The sequence below is a fragment of the Mesorhizobium sp. WSM4313 genome, assembly GCF_002294725.1.
Lineage (GTDB): Bacteria > Pseudomonadota > Alphaproteobacteria > Rhizobiales > Rhizobiaceae > Mesorhizobium.
In genome coordinates this window covers 359643-379552 of record NZ_NSFT01000006.1, presented here as the reverse complement: position 1 = coordinate 379552, position 19910 = coordinate 359643, and the positions used below count along the sequence as shown (strand labels likewise).

At 63.5% G+C, this 19910-nt stretch carries 14 protein-coding genes; 10 read left to right on the top strand and 4 right to left on the bottom strand.

Features of this window, described 5'->3' with window-relative positions:
* Positions 1-155 precede the first annotated feature (155 nt).
* The 3 genes from CK219_RS16955 to CK219_RS16945 form a co-directional block, all read right to left on the bottom strand.
* Positions 156-1583, bottom strand: coding sequence for a glycosyltransferase family 1 protein (locus CK219_RS16955; protein ID WP_095767868.1), 1428 nt, complete (start codon positions 1581-1583; stop codon positions 156-158).
* On the bottom strand, positions 1583-2548 hold the full coding sequence (locus tag CK219_RS16950) for a glycosyltransferase (protein WP_176477040.1): 966 nt from the start codon (positions 2546-2548) through the stop codon (positions 1583-1585). Before CK219_RS16950 ends, CK219_RS16955 begins: the two co-directional genes overlap by 1 nt.
* A gap of 110 nt (positions 2549-2658) precedes the next feature.
* On the bottom strand, positions 2659-3657 hold the full coding sequence (locus CK219_RS16945; protein WP_141245364.1) for a hypothetical protein: 999 nt from the start codon (positions 3655-3657) through the stop codon (positions 2659-2661).
* Positions 3658-3741: 84 nt separating this feature from the next.
* Here CK219_RS16945 and CK219_RS16940 point away from each other — a divergent pair, with 84 nt between their 5' ends.
* The 4 genes from CK219_RS16940 (at position 3742) to CK219_RS16925 (ending at position 9974) form a co-directional block, all read left to right on the top strand.
* On the top strand, positions 3742-4920 hold the full coding sequence (locus tag CK219_RS16940) for a glycosyltransferase family 4 protein (protein ID WP_095767865.1): 1179 nt from the start codon (positions 3742-3744) through the stop codon (positions 4918-4920).
* Between the two features lie 119 nt (positions 4921-5039).
* Positions 5040-5837: a MipA/OmpV family protein gene (locus tag CK219_RS16935; RefSeq protein WP_095767864.1), complete on the top strand. Its 798-nt coding sequence runs from the start codon at positions 5040-5042 to the stop codon at positions 5835-5837.
* 307 nt (positions 5838-6144) lie between these two features.
* Positions 6145-9108: an isoleucine--tRNA ligase gene (gene ileS / locus CK219_RS16930; RefSeq protein WP_095767863.1), complete on the top strand. Its 2964-nt coding sequence runs from the start codon at positions 6145-6147 to the stop codon at positions 9106-9108.
* 191 nt (positions 9109-9299) lie between these two features.
* On the top strand, positions 9300-9974 hold the full coding sequence (locus tag CK219_RS16925) for a hypothetical protein (RefSeq protein WP_095767862.1): 675 nt from the start codon (positions 9300-9302) through the stop codon (positions 9972-9974).
* A 36-nt stretch (positions 9975-10010) separates the two neighbouring features.
* Here the strand turns inward: CK219_RS16925 and CK219_RS16920 are convergent, their stop codons facing one another.
* A complete protein-coding gene (locus CK219_RS16920) occupies positions 10011-10466 on the bottom strand; it encodes a nucleoside deaminase (protein WP_095767861.1) in 456 nt (151 codons plus the stop codon).
* Between the two features lie 181 nt (positions 10467-10647).
* On the opposite strand from CK219_RS16920, the gene CK219_RS16915 reads away from it, so the two are divergent.
* From CK219_RS16915 to CK219_RS16890, 6 genes are all read left to right on the top strand, one after another.
* Positions 10648-12609, top strand: coding sequence for a pseudouridine synthase (locus CK219_RS16915; protein WP_095767860.1), 1962 nt, complete (start codon positions 10648-10650; stop codon positions 12607-12609).
* Positions 12590-13144, top strand: coding sequence for a 16S rRNA (guanine(966)-N(2))-methyltransferase RsmD (gene rsmD / locus CK219_RS16910; RefSeq protein WP_095767859.1), 555 nt, complete (start codon positions 12590-12592; stop codon positions 13142-13144). The genes CK219_RS16915 and rsmD overlap by 20 nt, the downstream gene beginning before the upstream one ends.
* Before the next feature lie 84 nt (positions 13145-13228).
* Positions 13229-14590, top strand: coding sequence for a pitrilysin family protein (locus CK219_RS16905; protein WP_245340508.1), 1362 nt, complete (start codon positions 13229-13231; stop codon positions 14588-14590).
* 2 nt (positions 14591-14592) lie between these two features.
* Positions 14593-15990 (top strand): pitrilysin family protein, encoded by a 1398-nt coding sequence (locus CK219_RS16900; protein ID WP_245340510.1) that lies wholly within the window; start codon positions 14593-14595, stop codon positions 15988-15990.
* Entirely contained in the window at positions 15987-16844 is an 858-nt protein-coding gene (locus tag CK219_RS16895; protein ID WP_095767857.1) for a patatin-like phospholipase family protein, read from the top strand. The genes CK219_RS16900 and CK219_RS16895 overlap by 4 nt, the downstream gene beginning before the upstream one ends.
* A gap of 523 nt (positions 16845-17367) precedes the next feature.
* Positions 17368-19896: a hypothetical protein gene (locus CK219_RS16890; protein WP_141245363.1), complete on the top strand. Its 2529-nt coding sequence runs from the start codon at positions 17368-17370 to the stop codon at positions 19894-19896.
* The last annotated feature ends 14 nt before the right edge of the window (positions 19897-19910 follow it).

The window sequence follows — 19910 nt, the reverse complement described above, 5'->3', positions numbered from 1 at the left end:
GCTTGCGGGTGAAAGGAAGGTAGTCCCGATGAACTTGAGCGTCCAGCGAGCAGCGCGGCACCAGCGAAGCGCCGCCTTCGTCAGCCCGCCATTTGCCGACGAACCGACTCGCCGGCGTCGGCCGGATGACCGCGATCGGCTGGCATACAGCGATTTCAACGTTGCGGCGTTTGGATTTCGTCAGGGAAGGGTGCCAGCGTCGCCTCCAGCGTCTCCCGGCCGGCCTGCCCCCAGCTTCGCGCCACGAAATATGCGGCCTTCGCCTCGTACGGAGCACGGGCCGCGGGCGAACTGATCCACTCCCGCATCGCGTTTTCCCATGCTTCGACGTCGAGCGGATCGAGGCAGAGTCCCGACGAACCGACCACTTCGGCGATGGCTCCGCCCGTCGAGGCGATCAGCGCCTTGCCGTAGGCCAGCGCCTCGACAGGCGGCAGCCCATATCCCTCATAGAGCGACGGGTACACGCAGAACGCGCTGTTGCGGTAAAGAAGGGACAGCGTACCATCATCGACGTTGTCGAGATGAACGAGGCTCTTGCCGTAGGCAGGATGGCCGTGAAGCTTGGCCAGGATGCCGTCGACCATCCAGCCGCTGCGGCCGACGAAAAGCAGCTTCATGCCGCTACGCGCGACTGTTCCGTCCAGGACGAGGCGCGTCCAGACATCCATGAGCAGCGAGTGGTTCTTGCGCGGTTCGATGGTGGAAACGAAGAGGACGTAGCGATCCGTCTCGAGCCCATCCGGCAGGCGGCCGTCCGCCTTCGATTTGCGGGCACTGTCGCAGCCGAGAGGGACATGCTCCAGCTGCGGCAGGTGGATGCCGCGCTTGGCGGCATATTCCACGACATCGGTGGTGACGCGCCTCGAAGTCAGGATGAAACGGTCTGCCAGCCTCATCGCCAGATCCACATAATCCGTGAATCTCTTGACGTCGTGCGGCTTGTACCATTCGGGAAACTGGATCGGAATGATGTCGTTCAACAGCACGATCAGCTTTGCGCCGGCCAAGCGCGCCTCACGCGAAATGACCTCGATATCGGTGTGCGCCCAGTCGTTGTTCATCAAGAGCAGATGGTCGCCGGGCGAAAGGTCGTATTTGTTGCCGGCCACGGTCCTGAGCGGGACGATCCGGGCGCGTGAACCGCCCACGCCAGCGACTTGCCGCCGCTCGGTTTCCTTCATCAGCCGGTTTTCGATCCGCTCGAGGAAACGATGCAAAGGGCTGCCGGGATTGCGTCGGCCGAACGCGCCGATTTCCATTATCAGGATCCGGCGCGGTCTGATGATCGCCATCAGCGACCGCCGGGCCCAGTTCGGCCAGCGATCGTAAAACCGCGTCTTGAAGCGGGCAGGGTCCGGGTAAAAGCTCATGTCGCACGAAATGTTGCCGGCGATGATCTCCGCCGCCATGGTCGGCGAAACCTGTCTAAGCACCCGCTCGATCGGGTCGAACACCGTGAATGCCACCTCGGAGGCCTTGAATGCGGCCGCCGCGGCTGCGTAGTGGCGTTGCACGCGGACCAGGCCGACCGGGGGGCCGAGCCAGCGCACCATGCTCGAGAGATCGACGACAAGCCGCATCAGCTGGGCCGAATTCTTGCAGGGCGCGCGATCATCCTGCGCCAGGCCAGTCGAGGTCCCAGCGCAAGCGTCCTGAAGGAAGGGGCGCCGACAGCCGCCAGGAACAGCAGCTTGCAAGTGACCGCCATGGGTATGCCCGCGGTTCGCAACAGCAACTCGATGTCGCGTCTTTCCAGGCTGGAGATGCCGGCCCCTGTGGCGGCGCGCGATGCCAGAAAGCTCGCGATGGCCTGCGCGGGTTGGCTGTTGGCGTCGAACGGCTCGGTGCGATTGCGACGCAGCAGCGCCGACTGCCTGGCCAATGCCGCGGCAGCCTTCTGCTGGTCCTGCTTCATGCGCGATACCTGTCCCGGATGCGATCTCAGCTTCACGAGCCGCGCATCCATGTTGGCCAGTTTTCCGGTCTCGGAAAGCCGCAGCCAAAGATCGTAGTCCTCCGCATAGGTGAACGCCCGACGGTAGCCTCCCGCGCGCCGGACGGCCTCGGTCCGGAACATCACCGTCGGATGAAGCATCGGATTGTACCTGGCAAGCGCGTCCCGCAACTGGTCGTTGCCGGCCGGAACGTCTATCGGCCCCAACGGGTTTCCGTCCCGGTCGACCTGCAATCCCGCCGTGCCGAGCAACTGCAAATCGGCGTCGGCCTGGAAACACGCCACCTGCAGGCGCAACCTGTCGGACAGCGAGATATCGTCGCAATCCATGCGCGCGGCAAGAGGGGCCCGCGCGAGCGAAATCCCCATGTTCAGCGCATCGACGATCCCCTTGCCGTGGTTGGCGACAACTTTGACGCGGCCATCACGGTTGCCGATCGATGTCGCGATCGCGGCGCTGTCGTCGCAAGATCCGTCGTCGACAACGATGATTTCGATATCCGCCAGATCCTGGTCCAGGATGCTTTGCAGGGCCTCGCCGACATATTGCGCGCCGTCTCGCACCGGAATGATGACGCTTACTATCGGCAATGGAACTTTCCTTGCGATGATTGGTCGCGACCGAATGGCCGTTGAATTCTCGGATGTCGGCAGCCTGGCTTCAAAATTCCAATTCCAAAGTTTCCTCGGTCTGTCGACCGTCAATTTCCTTGTCGCGCCGATCCGAGCGGGACCTCAAGTGCGGGCGCGAGCAGCCGCAGCACCGCCTCACGCTTTTTCGCCTTCAACGAGAGGTCGCCATCGAGGCCGACTTCATGAAGCCAGCTTCCCCGCCATTCGCAATAGGCCCGTCTGAGCTCAACCCCAGGCAAGGCCGCGAATGCGGTTATCGGCCGTTGCGGAACTGTGCTCGGATCCACATACCGATAGAGCGCCTCCCAGTTGGCTCCGCCGGTGTCGAGGCCGGCGAACCAGTCGAGCCCGAAATCGAGAGGCTTGCGGCCGACGGCGTCGAATCGGAAGAAGCAATAGCCAGCCCACAAATACCATCGCGAGCCTGCCCTGCGGAGGTCGCCGTGAAACGGCGCAACTTCAAGAGGCTCGAAAGGGTCGCATGGCTGCGTCGGGAAAAGATCCTGGTCCAGGAATCCGAACGCGGTCGGCGCGGCAGGCTTCAGAATATTGTGCCACATCCAGTTGAGCGCCGCGCCATGGGACCGGCTCGGGCTTCTTGCGGTCCACGGATTGGTCGGCAGCCTGACATGCGCGGCGCCATGGGTTGCGCATACCTGCCTGTTGTCGCGTGCGGAAGCTTCGCTGATGCTGTTGTCGGCAACGATGTGGAGATCATGGCGAACGAATCGTCTCGTCAGCCGCAACTGCAATTCCAGGCACTGAGCATCGCCGAAAGCGACGGTAATCAGGACACACCGATCGCGGGCGGCGGCACGGATCCCTTGGATGTCGCCATTCTTGAGCGGCTGACGCAGAAACCTCCGGTCGATTTTCCGGTAACGGGCACTCTTGACGGCATGCAGCAGCGGCTGCAGCCTCAGCCATTGCCGCAAGTCATATTCGCGCAGGGCCTTTGGCACGGCCGCCGCTTTCAGTCGGACCCGGCGTGGCAGCCATGATCGCCCCGTGGAATTTTCATGCGCGCTCCAATTGAGTTTTTTGAAAAAGCTCGAATGCAACAGCATCCAGGTCTCTTGATAACGGGCTATATACAGCATATGCGTCTTTTCAACACGACCAACATTTGAGCGCCCGGCGTGTTTGTTTGAATGGCGCACCCGGGGTCTCTCTCCGATCTGACCTGGGGGTGGGGTGGCGCTCCGGAAAACGCGATGAGAATCTGCTGCGCAATCTCTACCCTCTTCATGAATGGGGGTCTGCAGAGGGATTGTCTCAATATCAGCGATCGATTGGTCGGGCGCGGCCACAGCGTGACGATCCTGACGACGCGCCAGGTGGGTCATGTCGAGAGTTCGGCTACGATAAAAATCCAGCCGGCAAGGGTTCTCTCCAATCCGGGCACCGAATATGCGCTGGGAAGGTCGGTGCTGACGGCCAGGCGCGACTTCGACTGCGTGGTCGGTTTCAACAAGATGGCGGGTCTGGACATCTACTATGCCGGCGATCCGCCCTATTTTGTGTCGAAGCTCGGATGGTGGCGGCCGTTTTCGCCCCGCTTCATGCGCCAGCAGAACCTCGAATCGATGATCTTTGCCCCTGGCAACACCGTGCAGATCATTGCGCTCAGCGAAAACCAGGCAGCGCTTTACCGAGACTTCTGGCGAACCGAGGAATCGCGCATTCACGTCGTCGGCCCGACGCTCGATCCGAAACGCCGCAGACCGGAACTGCTCACTGTCGACCGCAATGAGATCCGCGATCGTTTTGGGCTTCCCCGCAAATCCGTCATTGCCTTGACCATCGCCAACAGATTGAAGGTGAAGGGTCTCGACCGGGCGGTAAAGGGCCTTCAGCCGTTCCCGGATATCCATTGGCTGATCGCCGGTCTTCGAAAAGGCAGCGAGGAGGAAACGCGACTTCGCGCCCTGATTGCCAAATCCGGCATGTCGGAACGGGTTACCCTGCTGGGCATCCAGGAAGACATTCCGGCGATTGTGGTTGCAAGCGATTTCATGCTGCATCCGGCTCGTCTTGAAAATACAGGCACGGTGATCCTCGAGGCACTCGCAAACGGCTTGCCCGTCATCGCATCGGACGCCTGCGGATATGCAAAATATGTCGAAGCCAGCGGAGCGGGGCTGGTTGTGGCCAACCGCGACGATCCTGAAATCTGGCGGCAGGCAATCCTGAAGGCCGGCAACCCGGCGGTCCCCGCGCAATGGCACAAGGCGGCTCTTGCCTACGGGGCATCAAATCCGCTTACCGGCGGACTGGAAGCGGCCTGCGATCTGATAGAGACGTCTCGCCGCACCCGGCGTGTCGCCTAATTCGCCGTCGATTCCGCTGGTTCCGACGTTACGACTTTAAGTCAAATTTTACCGAACGCACGGCATGGCTTGAGTGCTGGCAGGTGGTGCTACCGGCGCGTTTCGCGTAAGGGGTGACGATGCGTATTGTCGGGACGATTCCGCTGGCCGTTGCCATGGGCCTGTCCACCGCGCCCGTCGCCCAGGCGGGCGAGGGCAGCTGGATATCCGGCGACTGGTATCTGACGCTCGGCGCCACAGCGCTGGTCGCGCCGAATTTCGAGGGCGGCAAGAAATACATGCTCAGCGCCCAGCCGATCATTTCGCTCGGCAAGGTCGGTCCGGAGGCGCGTTTCACCTCGCGCAACGACAACATCTCGCTGGCGCTGATCGATGACGGTTCCGTTCGCGCCGGCTTGACCGGCAAATTCATATTCTCGCGCGAGAGCAAGGATGAGCTCAAGGGGCTCGATCCGGTGCGCTTCGGCGGCGAGGTGGGCGGCTTCTTCGAATTTTATCCGCTGGACTGGCTGCGCGCGCGGGCCGAGTTGCGGCATGGCATACGCTCCCACAACGGCTTCGTCGCCGATATCGCGGCCGACGCCTTCTACGACATCACGCCGACCGTTCGCATCTCCGGCGGTCCGCGCGTTTCCTTCGCCTCGTCGGACTATTTCGACGCCTATTACGGCGTCAATGCCAAGGAAGCGGCGGCTTCGGGCTTGAGCGAGTACCATCCGGGCGGCGGTGTGAAGTCGACAGGTCTCGGCGGCGCGATCACCTGGAAGGTGACCGAGCCGATGACGGCGAGCGTCTTCACCGAATATTCGCGCCTGATGGGGCCGGCTGCCGATTCCAGCCTGGTCAAGGAACGGGGCGACCGCAACCAGTGGACCTTCGGTGTCTCGACCACTTACCGCTTCAATTTCACGATGTAGGTCGCGAAAGCGGCCTCATGCCTTGAAATCCGCGCTTTATTCCTGCCGCGCCATCCGCTAAAAGCCACGCCATGATGAGCTTTTCGCGCCTTTTCGCGATCGCGATACGAATTACGGGCCCGGTGTTCCGGGCGGCCTGAGCGCCGCTGGAGCCGCCGGGAGTTTTCGCGCGCGCCCCTCGCGTTTTTTTCATGAACATCAACGCATATCGCCCGAAGGTGGCTTCGGTTTTGGGAAAACGATATGCGTCAAGGCAAGACCTGAACGCCCGGCTTTTGTCGTCGGGTACCCCTGAGATGGCAGATCAATGACCGACACTGTTGAGATGATCGACTATTCCAAAACGCTTTATTTGCCGCAGACGGATTTCCCCATGCGCGCCGGCCTGCCCGAGAAGGAGCCTGGCCTGGTCAAGCGCTGGCAGGACATGGACCTTTACAGAAAGCTGCGCGAGGAGGCCGCCGGCCGCGAGAAATTCGTGCTGCATGACGGTCCGCCCTACGCCAACGGCAACATTCATATCGGCCATGCGCTGAACAAGATCCTCAAGGACGTCATCAACCGCTCCTTCCAGATGCGCGGCTATGACGCCAACTACGTGCCGGGTTGGGACTGCCACGGCCTGCCGATCGAATGGAAGATCGAGGAGCAGTATCGCGCCAAGGGCAAGAACAAGGACGAGGTGCCGGTCAACGAGTTCCGCAAGGAATGCCGCGACTTCGCCGCTCATTGGATCAAGGTGCAGGGCGACGAGTTCCAGCGCCTCGGCGTCATCGGCGATTTCGACAATCCCTATACGACCATGGCTTACCATGCCGAGTCGCGCATTGCCGGCGAACTGTTGAAATTCGCCATGTCCGGTCAGCTCTACCGCGGCTCGAAGCCGGTGATGTGGAGCGTGGTCGAGCGTACCGCGCTCGCCGAGGCCGAGGTCGAGTATCAGGATTATGAGAGCGACACGATCTGGGTGAAGTTCCCCGTCGCGAGTCTCGCCCAGCCGGTCGCCGGCGCCGCGCCGGCGCTGGACGAGGCCGCGCTCGATCTGGTCGAGGCGCATGTCGTCATCTGGACGACCACGCCCTGGACCATCCCCGGCAACCGCGCCGTGAGCTATTCGCCGCGCATCGCCTATGGCCTCTATGAGGTGACGGCGGCCGAGAACGCATTCGGCCCGCAGCCCGGCGAGAAGCTGATTTTTGCCGACGCGCTGGCCGAGGACTGTGCGGCCAAGGCCAAGGTCACGTTCAACAGGCTTCACAGCGTCTCGGCCGAACAGCTTGGTCAGCTTACGCTTTCGCATCCTTTCAAGGGGCTCGGCGGCGGTTATGAATTCCCGGTGCCGATGGTTGCCGGCGAGCACGTCACCGACGATGCCGGCACCGGCTTCGTGCACACCGCGCCCGGCCATGGCCGCGAGGATTTCGACGCCTGGATGGAAGCCGCGAGCGAACTGAGGGCGCGCGGCGTCGATACCGCGATCCCCTTCACGGTCGACGATGCCGGCTTCTTCACCAAGGACGCGCCGGGCTTCGGCCCCGGACACGACGGCGGTGCAGCGCGCGTCATCGATGACAACGGCAAGAAGGGCAATGCCAATCAGGCGGTGATCGACGAGCTGATCAAGCGCAACGCGCTCTTCGCGCGCGGCCGGCTGAAGCACAGCTACCCGCACTCCTGGCGCTCCAAGAAGCCGGTCATCTTCCGCAACACGCCGCAATGGTTCGTCTATATGGACAAGGACCTTGGCGACGGCACGACGCTGCGCGGCCGCGCGCTGAAGGCGATCGACGACACCCGCTTCGTGCCGGCGGCGGGCCAGAACCGCATCCGCGCCATGATCGAGGAGCGCCCCGACTGGGTGCTGTCGCGCCAGCGCGCCTGGGGTGTGCCGATCGCCGTCTTCGCCGATGAGGACGGCAATGTGCTGAAGGACGAGGCCGTCAACCGGCGCATCATGGACGCTTTCGAGAAGGAAGGCGCCGACGCCTGGTTCGCCGAAGGCGCCAAGGCGCGCTTCCTCGGCAATCACGATGCCTCGAAATGGCACCAGGTGATGGACATCCTCGACGTCTGGTTCGATTCCGGCTCGACGCATGTCTTCACGTTGGAAGACCGTCCGGATCTCAAATGGCCGGCCGACGTCTATCTCGAGGGCTCGGATCAGCATCGCGGCTGGTTCCATTCCTCGCTGCTCGAAAGCTGCGGGACCAGGGGCAGGGCGCCTTACGACACGGTCATCACCCATGGCTTCACCATGGACGAGGAAGGCCGCAAGATGTCGAAGTCGCTCGGCAACACCGTCGTGCCGCAGGACGTCATCAAACAGTCCGGCGCCGATATCCTGAGGCTCTGGGTGGTGACGACCGATTATTGGGAAGACCAGCGCCTCGGCAAGAACGTGCTGCAGACCAATATCGACGCCTACCGCAAGCTCAGGAACACCATCCGCTGGATGCTGGGCACGCTCGCTCATGACGACGGCCAGGATGTGCCGGTCGAGGCGATGCCGGAACTGGAACGGCTGATGCTGCATCGGCTGTCCGAGCTGGACGAGGTGGTGCGCCAGGGCTACGACGCGTTCGAGTTTAAGCGCATCACCCGCACGCTGCTGGACTTCATGGTGGTGGAGCTTTCGGCCTTCTATTTCGACATCCGCAAGGACGCGCTCTACTGCGACGCGCCGTCGAGCCTGCGCCGCAGGGCGGCCGTGCAGGTGGTGCGCCACCTCTTCGAATGCCTGGTGAAGTGGCTGGCGCCGATGCTGCCCTTCACCACCGAGGAAGCCTGGCTCGACCGCCATCCGCAAGCCGTATCGGTGCATCTCGATCAGTTCCCGGCGATCCCGCAGAACTGGCGCAACGAGGCGCTGGCCGAGAAATGGCGCAAGGTAAGGCAAGTGCGCCGTGTCGTCACCGGCGCGCTTGAGATCGCGCGCGCCGAGAAGCTGATCGGTTCGTCGCTCGAAGCGGTGCCGGTGGTGACGCTCGACGACGCGGTGCTGGAAGCAGCGATCGCCGATGTCGACATGGCCGAGATGGCGATCACCAGCGACCTCGTCGTCAAGCATGGCAAAGCCCCGGAAGGCGCCTTCACGCTCGACGACGTCAAGGGCGTGGCGGTGGTGGTGGAGAAAGCCGAGGATCGCGGTCTGGTCAAATGCGCGCGCTCCTGGCGCTACACCGCCGATGTCGGCCAGGACCCGGAATTCCCGGACGTTTCGGCCCGCGATGCGGCCGTGCTGCACGAGCTGAAGGCGCTTGGCCGTTTATAAGCCGGTGCAAAAGCAGCGCGCCGGGTGGCCGGAAACCCGCCCGTGCGTTGCCCTTGACGAGCGGTTGAGGTAAACACGCGACACTCCGGCAGACAAATTGTCGCCGGATTTCCATCGCAAATGCGGGGAAGCAGGGGACCGTGCCCTTGGCCGGTGGCGACCGAAAGGCTGTTAGAGTGGGACTTTTTGGCATGACCGACAGAACGTTTGCGCGCGCCGCGCTGATGGCGCCGCTTGTGGTATCGGCCATCGCAATGTCCGGCTGCGTGAGCTCGCCCACCTACGGGACCGGCAAGACCGCTGCCGCGCAGCTCTTCGATGATGTTTCCGGCGCTGCCGCGATCACGCCGAAGCGTCGCGATCCGATCGACTACAAGCCGCGTCCTGAACTGGTGAAGCCAGCTCCTGGGCAGAAGGAAAGCTTGCCCGCGCCGCAGCAGAGCATCCAGACGGCGAGCGCCGACTGGCCCGAATCGCCGGAGGCGCGCCGCGCCCGCATCCGCGCCGACGCCACCGCGCACCAGAACGATCCGAACTACCAGCCTGAAGCGGCCGAGGATGTCCAGACCGATCCCGAAGCGGTGAAGAAGGCGATGGCGGATTCGGGTTCCAGCCACCCGCCGCGCTGGTCGCCGGATGATTCCAGCGCCACGCGCCGCGCCGAGGTTCAGCGCCGGCTGGCCGAACAGAAGCAGGGCGATCCGACCACTCGCAAATATCTGAGCGAGCCGCCGCTTGCCTATCGTCAGGCGGCCGCCACCGCGCCGCAGAACGAGCTCGGCGAGGACGAGTACAAGAAGGAGCGCCGTCTCAAGGCGCAGGCCGAAGGCAAGAAGGGCGGCTGGTTCGACTGGCTGGGGCTCTGAATAGTCAGTAGTCACCTACTCACTACTCACTCCACTTCACCCGCCATCCCGTTTCTCGCGAAAAAAATCCTTGAGGATGAGGGCGGCGTCGCTTTCGCCGATCCCCGCATAGACATCCGGCGCGTGATGGCAGGTGGGCGAGGCGAAGAAGCGCGCGCCGTTGACCACGGCGCCGCCTTTCTCGTCGGCGGCGCCGAAATAGAGCCGCCGCAGCCGGGCGAAGGAGATCGCGCCGGCGCACATCGCGCAGGGCTCCAGCGTCACATAGAGATCGTGGCCGGTGAGACGCTCGCTTGCGAGCTTCCGGCAGGCCTCGCGGATCGCCAGCATCTCGGCATGCGCGGTCGGGTCCGAGAATTCGCGCGTGCGGTTGCCGGCTTTCGCGATCACCGTGCCGCCATTCGCGATCACGGCGCCGACCGGCACTTCGCCGCGGCCGGCGGCCGCTTCGGCCTCTTCGAGCGCCAGGGCCATGAAATCCGGTCGTTTCAAGCGGTCTCCATTCCGATTACTCCTCGCCACCCGACAGCGATCCTGTTATCTAGCGCGAGACCTTGAAAACCGGAATCGGTTTTTGCCGCGCTGGCATATGCGCAAAATCAAGAATGACACTGCCTGCGTTGGGCGTCCGCAAGGGCGCGCGGCGTCGTAGCAGGCAAAAACGAGCAAAGTAATGAACGACGACAAGAAATCTCCACGCGGGCCTCGCAAAGGCGGCTCGAAACCGGCGGGCCGGCGAGACGGCAAGCCGGCCTATGGCACCAAGAAGCCGTTCGCCAAGCATGAGCGGCCCGCGGCTGCCGAAGGCGAGCGCCGCTATGGCGAGCGTAGCTATAAGCCACGCGAAACGAGCGAGGGCGCCGGGCGCGCCGAAAAGCCGTTCAACAAAGGTCCGCGTCCCGACGGCAAGCCATTCGAGAAGCGCGATGGCCGCAAGCCTTACACGCCGCGCGGCGACCGGCCGATGGCGGCCGAAGGTGAGCGCCCGGCCCGCGACTTCAAGCGCAGCTACAAGCCGCGTGAAACGGGGGAAGGCGGGGAGCGAGGCGACAGGCCGTTCCGCAAAGGTCCGCCGCGCGACGGCAAGCCCTTCGACAAGCGTGAGAGCCGCAAGCCCTATACGCCGCGGGGCGAGCGGCCGGTGGCGGCTGAAGGCGAGCGGGGCGAACGACGTTTCGATCGCCCCAAGCGCGCGTTCGATGACGGTCCCAAACGCGATTTCGCCGACCGGCCGAAGCGAGACTTCAGCGATCGTCCGCAGCGCGATAGCATCGCAAGGAAACCGGAAGGCGGCTTCAAGCCGCGGCCGCGTCCCTCGGAAGCCGCGCCGGAGAGCAGCGAGCGTATCGCCAAGCGGCTGGCGCGCGCCGGCATCGCCTCGCGCCGCGACGCCGAAGAGCTGATCGCGGCCGGCCGCGTCAAGGTCAACGGCAAGGTGCTGGACTCGCCGGCCTTCAATGTCGGCGCCAACGACGTTATCCATCTCGACGGCACCGAGATCCCGCCGATCGAGCGCACGCGCCTCTTCCTGTTCCACAAGCCGGCGGGCGTCGTCACCACCAACCGCGATCCGGAAGGCCGCGGGACCGTCTTCGACGTGCTGCCGCCCGACCTGCCGCGGCTGATGACGATCGGCCGGCTCGACATCAACACCGAGGGCCTGCTGCTCTTGACCAATGACGGCGGGCTGTCGCGCGTGCTCGAATTGCCGGCGACCGGCTGGCTGCGGCGCTATCGTGCGCGCGTCCACGGCAGGGTCGAGGAGAGCGCGCTCGCCGGCCTGCGCGAAGGCATCGCCGTCGACGGCGTCTTCTACGGCTCGATCGAAGCCTCGCTGGATCGCGAGCAGGGCTCCAATGCGTGGCTGACGCTCGGCCTGCGCGAAGGCAAGAACCGCGAGGTGAAGAACATACTCGGCGCGCTTGGCCTCGACGTGACGCGGCTGATCCGCATCTCCTACGGGCCGTTCCAGCTCGAGGACCTGCCGGAGGGCCATGTGCTCGAGATCAGGGGCCGCGTGTTGCGCGAACAGCTTGGCGAGCGGCTGATCGAGGAGTCCGGCGCCAATTTCGATGCCGAGATCCAAAAGCCGTTCTCCAACAAGCCGGTGCGCGGCGGCGGGCCTCGCCGTGAAGAGACCGACCGGCCGAAATTCACGCGCGACGGCGACCATCGACCGATCGGCGAGGGCGGGCTGATCAAGGCGCGCAAGCGCCGCGAAGGCAGCCGCGACGAGGCGCTGAGCAAGCTCTCGACAAAGCCGGACAGGGCATTTGGGCCGGACAGGGCGTTCGGCGAGCGCGGCCCGAAATCCGACCGCGGCGGTTTCGGCGACAAGCCGCGGTTTGGGGGCAAGAAATCCGAGCGCGAGCAGCGGCCGATCGAGCCGCCGGGCCAACGCAAGGCCAATGTCTGGATGGCGCCGGGCGCCCGGCCGATCGGCAAGGGCAGGGCGGAGGCCGATGCCGCCAAGGCCGCCGAGGCGAAGGCGCGCAAGGCATCCTACAAGCCGGGCGGCAAGGGCAAGCCGGGCGCGAAGCCGTTCGGCAAGCCTCGCGGCGAGCGTCCTGAAGGCGATGGCGGCGACAGGCCGCGCGGTCCGAAGAGGGGCGGCGATGCGGATCGTCGGCGGTGAGTTCCGCGGGCGTCCGCTGGCGACGCCGAAAAGCAACGCAATCCGCCCGACCACCGACCGCACCCGCGAGGCGGTGTTCAACGTCCTGGCGCATCGCTACGCGGAAAAGCTCGAGGGCGGCCGCGTGCTCGACCTTTTCGCCGGCACCGGCGCGCTCGGACTTGAGGCGCTGTCGCGCGGCGCCTCCTACTGCGTCTTCATCGAAGAATCGACCGAAGGGCGAGGCCTGATCCGCGAGAATGTCGAGGCCTATGGGCTCACCGGCCGCACCAAGATCTTTCGTCGCGACGCCGCTCATTTGGGGGAAGCCGGCACGATCTCGCCCTTCGGCCTGATCTTCGCCGACCCGCCCTATGGCAAAGGGCTCGGCGAGCGGGCGCTGCGCTCGGCCAAGGCCGGCGGCTGGCTTCTGCCTGGCGCGCTCTGCGTCGTCGAGGAGGCTGCCTCGGCGGCGTTCGAACCGGGCGCCGGTTTTTCCGTGATGGACGAGCGCAATTACGGCGAAACGGTCATCCGCTTCGTCGAGGCCAACTAGTCTCGCCTCGAAAATGCCGAACAAATCACTTTGCCTCACCAGCGAACCTTGCCTATCGTCGCGCAACCGCGACCGGAGAACTTGATGAGACAAACAGGGATTGGGCTGCGCGCAGCGCTTCTGGCGGGCGCGCTGGGGCTTGCCGCGGCTGCTCCGGCCCGCGCGGCCGATGACGGCGAGGTCAAGGATTTCCTGCTCGACAACGGCATGGAAGTGGTCATCATCCCGGACCATCGCGCCCCGATCGTCACCCACATGGTCTGGTACAAGATCGGCAGCGCCGACGAGCCGCCCGGCAAATCCGGCATCGCGCATTTCTTCGAGCACCTGATGTTCAAGGCCACGACAAATCACGCCGCCGGCGAGTTCGACCGCGCCGTGTCCGAGATCGGCGGCTCCAACAACGCCTTCACCTCTTACGACTACACCGCCTTCCACGAGACGGTGCCGCCTTCGGCGCTCGAGCAGATGATGGGCTTCGAGGCCGATCGCATGCGTAACCTCATCCTGACCGACGATGTCATCAAGACCGAGCGCGACGTGATCCTGGAGGAGCGCCGCTCGCGCATCGACGGCAACCCGCAGGCGGTGCTCGACGAGGAGGTCGACGCGACGCTCTGGCAGAACCAGCCTTACCGCATTCCGGTGATCGGCTGGATGCAGGAGATGGAGCAGTTGAACCGTCCGGACGCGAAAGCCTTCTACGACGCCTATTATCGGCCGAACAACGCCGTGCTGGTGGTGGTGGGCGACGTCGATCCCAACGCGGTGAAGGCGATGGCCGAAAGGACCTACGGCAAGGTCGCCCGCGGCCCGGACCTGCGGCCGCGCATCCGTCCCGTCGAGCCCGAGCAGAACACGAAGCGCACGGTGACGCTGACCGACGCGCGCGTCTCGGTGCCGAGTTTTTCGACGCAATGGGTGGTGCCGTCCTATCACACGGCCAAGCCCGGCGAAGCCGAGGCGCTCGACCTGCTTGCCGAGATCCTCGGCGGCGACAACCGCAGCAGGTTGTACCAGCAGCTCGTCGTCAAGCAGGGTATCGCTTCCGAGGCCGGCGCCTATTTCCAGGGCACCATGCTCGACGCCACCAACTTCACCGTCTATGGCGCCCCGCGCGGCGACGCCAAGCTTGTCGATATCGAGGCGGCGGCCGATGCCGAGATCGCCCGCATCGTCAAGGACGGCGTGAGCGACGATGAGCTGGAGCGGGCCAAGACCCGCTATGTGCGCTCCATGATCTTTGCGCGCGACAAGCAGGACGACATGGCCAACATGTACGGCTCGACGCTTGCGACGGGCGGCAATGTCAAGGACGTCCAGGAATGGCCCGACCGCATCCGCAAGGTAACCGCCGATGAGGTCAAGGCGGTCGCCGCCCGCTATCTGGTGCTCGATCGCTCAACCAGTGGCTATCTCTTGCCGCAGCAGCAGGCGGGGAATTGATGATGAGCATGGTTCTTGGCCGCACGAGCACCTTTCCTTCTCCCACAAGGGGAGAAGGTGGGCGCGTCTATCGCGCCGTTGCCATCCTTTGCTTCGCCCTGTTCTTCCTGCTTTTGCCGGCGCTTGCCGCGCGCGCCGAGATGAACATCCAGGAGGTGAAGTCCAAGAAGGGCGTCACCGCCTGGCTGGTGGAAGACCATTCGATCCCGCTGGTTGCGATCCGTTTCGTCTTCGACGGCGGCACGGCGCAGGATCCGGCCGGCAAGGAAGGCCTGGTCAACCTGATGACCGGGCTGTTCGACGAGGGCGCCGGCGACCTCGACAGCGAGGGCTTCCAGGTGAAGCTCGACGATGCCGGCGCCGAGATGAGTTTTCAGGCCGCCCGCGATGGCACCTATGGCTCGATGCGCATGTTGTCCGACCAGAAGGATGAGGCTTTCGGCCTGCTGAAGCTGGCGGTGAACAGTCCGCGCTTCGACCAGGCGCCGATCGACCGCATCCGCGCCCAGATACTGTCCGGCATCCTCGCCAATGAGCGGGACCCCAACACGATCGGCCAGCAGCGTTGGCTGCGCGCGATCTACGGCCAGCATCCCTATGCGCGGCCGGACGAGGGCAACAAAGACAGCCTCGCCACCATCACTGCCGACGACCTCAGGGCCTTCCACAAAGCAAATTTCGCCCGCGGCGGCCTGCATGTGGCGGTGGTGGGCGATATCGACGCCGCCACGTTGAGCGGCAGGCTCGACGAGGTGTTCGGCGACCTGCCGGACAAGCAGGCGCTGGCGCCGATTGTCGACGTCACGCCCAAGCTCGGCCAGCAGCTCGAAGTGAATTACGACTTGCCGCAGACCTCCCTGCAGCTTGCCTGGCCGGGCGTGAAGCGAAGCGATCCCGATTTCTACGCCGCCGCGCTGATGAACGAGATACTCGGCGGCTCGACGTTCACGTCGCGTCTCTACGAAGAGGTGCGCGAGAAGCGCGGCCTTGCCTATAGCGTCAGCTCCGATCTCGTCGATCACGAGCATTCCAACGCGCTGCTGGTGACGACGGCGACGCGTTCCGACCGCGCGGCCCAAACGCTTGCGATCGTGCGCCAGGTGGTGAAGGACATGGCTGAGAACGGCCCCTCGGAGGAGGAGCTCGCGGCGACCAAGAAATACATGGTCGGCGCCTACGCCATCAGCAATCTGGATTCGTCCAGCTCCATTGCCGCGACGCTGGTGGAGCTGCAGATCGATCATCTCGGCATCGATTATATCAAGCGGCGCGCGGCTTTCATCAACGCGGTGACGCTGGCCGACGTCAAGGCGGCGGCAAAGAAGCTCCTGTCCTCCGATCCGGCGGTGATGGTCATCGGGCCGCCGCTGGTTCAGGTGGCGGGAGGCCGCAAGAGATGAGCCCGACCTTCGGGGTGGCCTTCGGCGGCGGCGGCGCGCGCGGTCTTGCGCATATCCATATCATCGAGGCTCTCGACGAGCTTGGCATCAAGCCGGCGGCGATCGCCGGCTCGTCGATCGGCGCCATCATGGGCGCCGGCATGGCCGCGGGCATGAAGGGTGCCGAGATTCACGATTATGCCCGGTCGATCCTCGGCAGCCGGGCCGAAGTGGCGGCGCGCATGTGGCGGTCGCGGCCGGGCACGATCGCCGAAGCCATGCAGGGCGGCATCCGCGTCGGCCAGTTCAATATAGAGCGCATCCTGAAGGCGTTCCTGCCTCAGGATATCCCCGCCACCTTCGAAGAGCTGAAGATTCCGCTCAAGGTGACGGCGACCGACTATTTCGGCCACAAGCTCGCCGTGTTCGCCGAGGGTGAATTGCATTCGGCGCTTGCGGCCTCGGCCGCCATTCCCGCGGTGTTCCGCCCTGTGGTGCGCAATGATTGCCTGCTGATCGATGGCGGCATCTACAATCCCGTCCCCTTCGATCTCCTCGAAAAGGATGCCGATATCATCATCGCAATCGACGTGGTCGGTGCGCCGAGCGACGCCGAGCGCAAGCATCCGACTACGGTCGACCTGATGTATGGCGCCTCGCAGTTGATGATGCAGTCGATCATCGCCAACAAGCTGCAGCAGTCCAGCCCCGACATCCTGATCCGCCCAAAAGTCTCGAAGTACCGCGTGCTCGATTTTCTCAAGATCGAGGCGCTGATGGCCGAGACGGCGGAGATCAAGGATGAGCTGAAGCGCGCCGTGGAGAAGGCCGTGGAAGCGCATGGCGGCAGGCAGGACAACAAGAAGGCGGTTTGAGAGCCTCCTCCAGCCGCATCGCTTCAGGCGCATATGACGTCGACGAAGGTCCGACAACCGAAGTCTGAATGGTCGGCGCAAAGGTCCCTTATAAAATAAGACCTAAGAATAGAGCACAGTATTCTTTATGCCGAATGGTCGAATTCGCACCCGGATTTGAGTTCTGTCATTAACTCTTCATCGAATTGCCCGTTGACGCACGCTGCGGTAGAGTTAATAATATCCTAATATAGTAGCGTGAACAATCTCGAGATCGGCAACAACGAGATACTGCGCTACTGGGGTAGGGGAACGCAGCGCGGCATCTGTGCCGCTACAGCCATCACATCGAGCCACCAGCAGTCGTGAGCAGCCATCTTGTATGTGGCGCTTGCTGCCGGCCGGTGCTCGCTGCTTGCTGGATGCCACGTCGATCCTCCTCCCGCACGGAATTGGGCGCCGATCTCGGTGCTATTGGCATGGGGTAAATCAGCCGCCTTAGGCGGCCAACAAGTGGCGCGCCTAGGCGCTAAGGGAGTTGAACATGGCCACAGTGGTTGATCTGACCAACGGGACAACGTCGCAGACTTTGACCGACGGCACCGTATTTTCGGCTGAACAGCAAAGCGGTGCTGGCACGGGCAACTACAATAGCTTCCTCGTGCTTGGCGCGAACGGCACCGAGAGCGGCTTCAACACCGATGGTTCTCCGCTGCCGCTGGATGACAAGCAGCAGGAGCACACCAATGCGCTTCTCCTGAGCGATATGCAGGTAGTGTCCGTGAACGGCCACGATTACTACGTCTTCAAGCTCGACGCCAATGAGCCGAACAGCGACAAGGGATCGCTGCTGTCGCTCAACTCATTACAGATATATTCGGCGACGGATCCAAATATCACCACCCTTGCGACGCTTCAGGCGCAGCAACTACTCTATAATGTTGATGGAAATGCCACCGACGGTGACGTGACGGTTCAGTTGGACGCTGGAAAGGACGCGCCCGCAGGCAGCGGGGTGGGCGATCTGTTTGTCTACATTCCGACCAGTTTCTTCGCCGGGGCAACCGGTAACTACGTCTATCTCTATTCGGCTTTCGGGAGCCCAAGTGACTCGGATGGCGGGTTTGAGGAATGGGGCGTCATCGCAAAAGCCAGTGTGGATCACGCTCCCGCGGTCGCGGTCGAGAAGACGGTCGATCCGAGCTCAATAGATGAAGGCGAGTCGACGACGGTCACCTACACCTACAAGGTGACCAATACGAGCGCTGATGGCGCCGGCGATCCTCTGACGCTGACCTCGCTGGTAGACGACAATGCGACGCCGGGAGACACCAGCGACGATATCAACCTGTTGAGCGGTTTCGTCGCCAACAGCTCGCATGGCACCCACTACGTGTCGGGCGATACAGACAACGATTACCTTGTCGACAGCAACGAGACCTGGATATTCAGCGCTGACGTCAACATTGACGCTCATGCCACCGGCAGCACCATCACCAACACGGTGGTGGTGCATGCTCACGACGACGACAGCACCAATGACGTGTCCGCCAACGACACTGCGACCGTGACGGTCAACGACGTCGCGCCATCGATCGCCATTGAGAAGACCGCCGACCCGACTTCGATCAACGAGGGCTCGGCCGCTGACGTCACCTACACGTACGAGGTGACCAACACGAGCGCGGCCGGCGCCTTCGATCCGCTGATGCTGACTTCGTTGATCGACGACGATGCGACACCTGGCGACACCAGCGATGACATCGACCTGCTGACCGGCTTTGTCGCCGGCTCCGACCATGGCACGCACTATGTGTCGGGCGACACCGATGGCGACTACCTTGTCGACAGCGACGAGAAGTGGGTGTTCAGCGCCACCGTCGGCGTCGATGCTCACAATGCGGGCAGCATTACCAACACGGTGGTCGTGCACGCCCATGACGACGACAGCACCAGCGACGTGTATGCTACCGACGACGCGACCGTGACGGTGAAGGATGTCGCGCCATCAGTGGCCATCGAGAAGACCGTCGATGCCGATCATGACGGTATTTTCCACTCGTCCGAAACGGTCCAGTCGGGTGCACAGAACGTCACCTATCACTATGAGATAACCAACACGAGCGCAGCCGGTGCATTCGATCCGCTGACGCTGACCTCACTCGTCGACGACAATGGCACACCGGGAAATACCGGTGACGACATCAACCTGCTCAGCGGCTTCGTGGCCAACAGTTCGCATGGCACTCACTATGTGTCCGGCGATCTCGACAACGACTATCAGGTCGACAGCAACGAGACTTGGGTCTTCACGGCCAACAGCTCGTTCAACTTGCTTCCCAATGCCGACTCGCGAACCAACACGGTCGTGGTGCATGCCCATGACGACGATACCACCAATGATGTTTCCGCCAATGATACCGCGACGGTCCAATCATTCGCAGGTCCCGGCGTGCGCACGCCGGGCTTCTGGACCAATCTCGGCAAATCATTCTGGGATGGCGTCGCAGGCGCCGACAAATCCGGCCCGAACTTCGCCTCCGGTGAATTGCGCTATGTTGTCGATGCCGATCACAACGGAACGCTGGATCCGGGCAAGCCAGGCCTCTTGATCGGCGACTACAACAAGAACGGCTTGACCGACGCCGGTGAGGACACGTTCTTCATTTCCTACGCCGACGCGCTCAAGGTGATCGATGCGTCCGTCAAGGATCAGCAGGATACACGCTTCGTCCTTGCCCGCGACGCGGTCGCGACCTGGCTCAACTACCTCGCCGGGAATCCGATCGGCGATGCCTCCGATCCCAACAGCCCGCACAAATATCTCGACCAGGCGATCGACTGGCTGCAGGTCACGAATGGCGGGAATTCTTCCTCTCACTTCGAGGACTGGGGCGGTGGGAGTGCCGTGAAGGCGAGCAGCGCAGCCTGGAACGTGGGACTGGATGACGAGTCCCCCGCCGGGTTGGAGCTCTCCGGAAACCTCATCCACCAGGAGCTCGATTTCTACAACAATACCGGCATGACCTTCGAAGGGGCGATACTGCATGTCTACGCCAATGACGGCGGCTGAGGCAGCGGTCGGCC